The sequence below is a fragment of the Pseudomonas sp. GM49 genome (assembly GCF_000282355.1).
Lineage (GTDB): Bacteria > Pseudomonadota > Gammaproteobacteria > Pseudomonadales > Pseudomonadaceae > Aquipseudomonas.
The window spans coordinates 22,834-29,189 of record NZ_AKJL01000284.1; the positions used below are offsets into that span (position 1 = coordinate 22,834).

Annotated in this window: 5 protein-coding genes; all 5 read left to right on the forward strand. The window is 60.1% G+C overall.

Going from position 1 to position 6,356, the window contains the following annotated elements:
- Positions 1-11 precede the first annotated feature (11 nt).
- Entirely contained in the window at positions 12-641 is a 630-nt protein-coding gene (locus tag PMI29_RS04425) for an L-threonylcarbamoyladenylate synthase (protein WP_032829738.1), read from the forward strand.
- A 60-nt stretch (positions 642-701) separates the two neighbouring features.
- Entirely contained in the window at positions 702-1,460 is a 759-nt protein-coding gene (locus PMI29_RS04420; RefSeq protein WP_177323286.1) for a segregation and condensation protein A, read from the forward strand.
- 11 nt (positions 1,461-1,471) lie between these two features.
- On the forward strand, positions 1,472-2,443 hold the full coding sequence (gene scpB, locus PMI29_RS04415) for an SMC-Scp complex subunit ScpB (RefSeq protein ID WP_008002827.1): 972 nt from the start codon (positions 1,472-1,474) through the stop codon (positions 2,441-2,443).
- Between the two features lie 294 nt (positions 2,444-2,737).
- On the forward strand, positions 2,738-3,958 hold the full coding sequence (gene rluB / locus PMI29_RS04410) for a 23S rRNA pseudouridine(2605) synthase RluB (protein ID WP_008002829.1): 1,221 nt from the start codon (positions 2,738-2,740) through the stop codon (positions 3,956-3,958).
- 870 nt (positions 3,959-4,828) lie between these two features.
- Positions 4,829-6,241, forward strand: a complete 1,413-nt coding sequence (locus PMI29_RS04405; protein WP_008002832.1) for an amino acid permease — start codon at positions 4,829-4,831, stop codon at positions 6,239-6,241.
- Positions 6,242-6,356 lie beyond the last annotated feature (115 nt).

The window sequence follows — 6,356 nt, forward strand, 5'->3', positions numbered from 1 at the left end:
AGGTAGAGAACGTGAGTCAATTTTTCCAGATTCATCCGGAAAACCCGCAAGCGCGCCTGATCAAACAGGCGGTCGAGATCATCCGCAAGGGCGGGGTGGTGATATATCCCACAGACTCTTCCTACGCCATAGGTTGCCAGATCGGCGACAAGGTGGCCGTGGAGCGCGTTCGGCGCCTGCGGCAACTGGATGAGAAACACAACTTTGCGCTGATTTGCAGCGACCTGTCGCAACTGGGTCTGTTCGCCAAGATCGACACCGGTACGTTCCGCATTCTCAAGGCCCATCTACCGGGGCCGTATACCTTCATCCTCAACGCTACCCGCGAAGTGCCACGGCTGTTGTTGCACCCCAAGAAACGCACCATCGGCCTGCGCGTGCCGAGCCATCCGATTGCCCTGGCGCTGCTGGCTGAACTGGGCGAACCGTTGATGAGCGTGACCCTGATCATGCCAGGCGATGAAGATCCGTTGAGCGACCCCCATGAAATGCGCCAGTTGCTCGAACACCAGGTCGACCTGATCATCGACGGCGGTTTCGGCGGGATCAAGGCGTCCACCGTGATCAGCCTCGCCGACGGCGAGCCGGAAGTCATTCGCGTTGGTTGCGGCGACCCTGCGCCGTTCATGGTCGAGGCCTAGATGTCCGCAGTAGAACCCGTCGACAGTCAGGCCGGAGCCCAGCAGGAACTGCCCTTCGCCATGGTCTATGGCCAGGCGGTCATGGAAATGCCGCTGGACCTGTACATCCCGCCGGATGCCCTCGAGGTCTTTCTCGAGGCGTTCGAAGGCCCCCTCGACCTGCTGCTTTATCTGATCCGAAAGCAGAACATCAATATCCTCGACATCCCGGTGGCGGAAATCACCCGCCAGTACATGGGGTACGTCGAGTTGATGCAGTCGGTGCGCCTGGAGCTGGCTGCCGAGTACCTGGTGATGGCCGCGATGCTGGCCGAGATCAAGTCGCGGATGCTGTTGCCACGGGCCGAAACCGTCGAAGATGAAGAAGACGACCCGCGCGCCGAACTGATCCGTCGCTTGCAGGAATATGAGCGTTTCAAGGCCGCCGCCGAAGGCATCGATGGCCTGAGCCGCGTCGGTCGCGACGTGGTGGTGCCCAGGCTCGACGCCCCGCAAGCGCGGGCACGCAAGTTGTTGCCGGACGTGCGTTTATCCGAGTTGCTGCTGTCCATGGCCGAGGTGCTGCGCCGTGGCGACATGTTCGAAAGCCATCAGGTCAGCCGCGAGGCGCTGTCTACCCGAGAGCGCATGAGCGATGTGCTGGAGCGGCTCAAGGGCGGCGGATTCGTGCCGTTTGTCGAGCTGTTCACCGCTGAAGAAGGGCGCTTGGGAGTGGTGGTGACCTTTATGGCGATCCTTGAATTGGTCAAGGAATCCCTGGTCGAGCTGGTGCAGAATGAGCCATTTGCCGCGATCCACGTGCGAGCCCGAGCCGAATAACGAGTCGAAACATGAACCTGACTGAACCCCGTGACCTGGCACCCTTGCTTGAAGCCTTTCTGTTGGCCTCGGGAAAGCCGCAATCCCTGGAAAGCCTGTTCGAACTCTTCGAAGAAGGCGAGCGGCCGGAGCCGCCAGTCTTCAAGAAGGCCCTGGCGATTCTGGCGAAGTCCTGCGATGGCCGCGCGTTTGAACTCAAGGAGGTGGCCTCGGGGTATCGCCTGCAAATTCGCGAGAAGTTTGCGCCGTGGGTCGGGCGTCTGTGGGAGGAGCGCCCGCAGCGCTATTCTCGCGCCATGCTCGAAACCATGGCCCTGATCGCCTATCGCCAGCCGATCACCCGCGGCGAAATCGAAGACGTGCGGGGCGTGGCGGTCAACAGCAACATCGTCAAGACGCTGATGGAGCGCGAGTGGATCCGTATCGTCGGCTACCGCGACGTACCCGGAAAACCGGCGATGTTCGCGACCACCAAGGCGTTCCTCGATCACTTCAACCTGAAAAACCTCGACGACTTGCCACCGCTGGCAGAACTGCGCGAGCTGGAACCGGACCCGGTGCTCGATTTCGACGACGCCCCCGTACCCGCCGGGTTGCAAGAGTTGGCCGATGCCAGCGCCGAGCCGGAAGAGCCGAAAGAAGAAACCAGTTTCCACACGCTGTTGCTGGAGCTGGACAGCATGGAGGAGGGGCTCAAGACCGACTTTGACGACTTGTTGCGTGATGGGGCATCGCCTGAATTCGATTCGGAACAGTCGGTCATCGAGCCAGAAGTCGAAGCGGCACAGCCCGAGCCTGAGCCGGAAATTGAACCGGAGCAGGCCGACGACATCCTCGGCGTTGCCGAGGCCCGGGAAAAACTCCTGGCTGCCGTGGCTGCCCTCGAACAGCCGAAACCCGAGCCGGAACTGTCGGACGAAGAGGCCGAAGCCTTGGCCCTGGCTCAAGCTATCGAAGCAGAACGCCGCCAGTTCGAGGACTGATGCGAGTCTCATGAACAATGGAGATTCACTGTGGGAGCGAGCTTGCTCGCGATGGCGGCAGGTCAGTCGCTTCGACGTCGGATGTGCCTCCGTCATCGCGAGCAAGCTCGCTCCCACAGGGGGGATGTGTTCGCAAGCAAGTTGCGTGTCACCGGTCAGCGGAAAAACAAATAACCTTGCGTTGATCAGCTAGTCTCTGATGCGCAATCGCCCGCATGCGCGTATGATTCGCGACCCTTCGGCGATCCCTTCGCCCAAGTACCCAGTTTTCAGACCACACCGGGAGGTGCCCAGATGAGTATCAAAGACCAGCAAGACGACCAGCCAATCGGCCCAGCAGGCGAAAAACTGCAGAAAGTCCTCGCCCGTATCGGCGTTGGCTCGCGCCGTGACGTGGAAGCCTGGATCAGCCACGGCCGCATCAAGGTCAATGGCAAAGACGCCACCCTTGGCCAGCGCGTCGACATGCACGACGCCATCACCATCGATGGCAAGGTGATCAAGCGCGAAGAGGCCGCCGAGTCGGTGCGCCGCGTGATCATGTACAACAAGCCCGACGGCGAAATCTGCACCCGTGTCGATCCGGAAGGTCGCCCGACCGTGTTCGACAAGATGCCGCGTCCGAAAGAAGGTCGCTGGATCAACATCGGTCGTCTGGACATCAACACCACCGGTCTGCTGATGTTCACCACCGACGGTGAGCTGGCCAACCGCCTGATGCACCCTTCCTACGAAATGGACCGTGAATACGCGGTACGTGTGCGTGGCGAAGTTGACGACGAGATGATCGAGCGTCTGAAAGCCGGCGTGGTCCTCGAAGACGGTCCGGCCAAGTTCACCGACATCAAGCAAGCGCCAGGTGGTGAAGGTTTCAACCACTGGTACCACTGCGTGGTGATGGAAGGTCGTAACCGCGAAGTTCGTCGTCTGTGGGAATCCCAGGGCCTGGTGGTCAGTCGTCTGAAGCGCGTGCGTTTCGGTCCGGTGTTCCTCAACTCCGACCTGCCGATGGGGCGCTGGCGCGAAATGAGCCAGTACGAAGTCGACATTCTGAGTGCCGAGGTCGGCCTGACGCCGGTCGCGATGCCGCAGATGAACGCCAAGAGCAAAGACAAGCTTGACCGGATGCAGCGCAAGTCGTCGCGTCCGATGGCCAAGACCGAGCGTGTACGCACCCTGCGTCCAGCCGCCGGGGCTCCTGCCGCTCCTGTTGCTCCACGTGCAAGCCGCGAGCCGCAGATCGAAGGCGAGCGTCCAGGTCGCAAGCCTGCTGCGCGTCAGGACGGCGAACGCGGTCCACGCACGCCACGTCCGACCAATGGCCGTGCCGAGCGTGGCGAAGGTCGTGGTACGCCGGTAGCCGATCGCCCGGCTGACACCAAGCGCCCGGCCAAGCCTGCGCCGAAGCGTCCGGGGATCAAACTGGTCGACGGCGACACGCCATCGGGCAAGCGCCGTGGCGCGCCGGCCGGTTCCGGCCAGCGTCCGGGCTTTGGGCGTCGTAAGCCGGAGTGAGGCAGCGGTAAGCTTCAAGCTGCAAGCGACAAGTTAAAAACGCCAACCTTCGGGTTGGCGTTTTTTTTCGTCTGGATTTATGTCCGTATCGTTTTTGAGGACGCCATCGCGAGCAAGCTCGCTCCCACATTTTGATCGCGATTCTCCGAGCAAACTCATTTCCCTGTGGGAGCGAGCTTGCTCGCGATGGCGTCAGTCGCTGCACTGAGCACTCCAATATGGAAACCCGGGTTTACGCGTTGTAAAGAAATGCTGACGAAATACACGGATTAACCCCGTGAAATCGCCATTTCTCGAATGTCGTAAGAAAATACTTACGCGCTATTGCCTTGTGTCCTTCTCCCCGCGCTCTAGCCCGCTTGTTTCACCGCTCCATGCAGGGTGTTATGCGCGCCATGCCTGTCGTGCAGGTGCATAACAAAAAGGAGGCGCAATGAACGCCGTATTCCATCTCCATCGCTCTGCGAGAGGCGGGTTTCCTGCCTTTCCCGTCAATGATCCGCAAGGGTCTGACCCATTTTTTGCAGCCGCCCGAGCCCCTCGGGGCGGACACAGGCAATCCCGGCCATAGACACGCTTGTCCAGCGGGTCTGGCAGCAGGGGGTTACGGGTGTACAATGCGCCGCGTTTTACCTGTGACCTCCTGCGCATCTGCGCAAACCTCAAGGCTATCCGCCTTGTTCACTCCGTCGCGTCACGAGCGTGTCGGGTTCGATTTCGTCACAGATAAAAACAAACAGGTGACGCATGACCGTTGTAAATACGCTGAACTCCTGGTGCTTGCGCTGGGGTTTGATCGGTGCCGCTTAACGGATTTCCTGAGCAGCAACGTCTACTGAACATCATCAAACCTTGCGTGAGACCCTTTTCATGAGTGGACAACACCCGCAATCAGGCGAGCTGAAACGCGGCCTGAAAAATCGCCACATTCAATTGATTGCCCTCGGTGGCGCGATCGGTACCGGTTTGTTTCTCGGCTCGGCCGGGGTACTGAAATCCGCCGGTCCGTCGATGATCCTCGGCTACGCCATCTGCGGCTTCATTGCCTTCATGATCATGCGCCAACTGGGCGAAATGATCGTCGAAGATCCGGTGGCCGGCTCCTTCAGCCACTTCGCGCACAAGTACTGGGGCGGCTTCGCCGGTTTCCTGTCGGGCTGGAACTGCTGGATTCTGTACATTCTGGTGGGCATGTCGGAGCTGACGGCGGTCGGCAAATACATCCACTACTGGGCGCCGGACATCCCGACCTGGGTCTCCGCAGCGGGCTTCTTCGTGCTGATCAACGCGATCAACCTGGCCAACGTCAAAGTGTTTGGTGAGGCCGAGTTCTGGTTCGCGATCATCAAGGTCGTGGCGATCGTCGGCATGATTGCCCTGGGCAGCTACCTGCTGGTCAGCGGCAATGGCGGCCCGCAAGCGGCGGTGAGCAACCTGTGGTCCCACGGTGGCTTCTTCCCGAACGGTGTCAGCGGTCTGGTGATGGCCATGGCTTTCATCATGTTTTCCTTCGGTGGTCTGGAAATGCTCGGTTTCACCGCTGCCGAAGCCGACAAGCCGAAAACCGTGATCCCGAAAGCGATCAACCAGGTGATCTACCGGATCCTGATTTTCTACATCGGTGCGCTGGTGATCCTGCTGTCGTTGACCCCGTGGGACAGCTTGCTGACCACCCTGAACGCCTCCGGTGACTCCTACAGCGGCAGCCCGTTCGTGCAAGTGTTCTCGATGCTGGGCAGCAACACCGCCGCGCACATCCTCAACTTTGTGGTCCTGACCGCGGCGCTGTCGGTGTACAACAGCGGCACCTACTGCAACAGCCGTATGCTACTGGGCATGGCCGAGCAGGGTGACGCGCCGAAAGGTCTGGCGAAGATCGACAAGCGCGGCGTGCCGGTGCGTTCGATCCTGGCTTCGGCTGCCGTGACGCTGATCGCGGTACTGCTGAACTACCTGATCCCGCAAAACGCGCTGGAACTGTTGATGTCGCTGGTCGTTGCCACTCTGGTGATCAACTGGGCGATGATCAGCTACTCGCACTTCAAGTTCCGCCAGCACATGAACAAGACCAAGCAGACGCCGCTGTTCAAGGCCCTGTGGTACCCGTACGGTAACTACATCTGCCTGGCGTTCGTGGTGTTCGTCCTTGGCGTGATGCTGTTGATTCCGGGGATTCAGACATCGGTGTATGCGATTCCGGTGTGGCTCGTGTTCATGTGGGTCTGCTACGGCATCAAGAACAAGCGCAGTGCTCAGCGTGCCTTGCAGGTCGCAGTGGAGTAACTTCGCGCAGAAACAACAAACCCGGCCATGTGCCGGGTTTTTTGTGGCTATCGAATTCATGGCATGACACCAAACCCTGTGGGAGCGAGCTTGAACTGGCCTAATGATTTTGGAC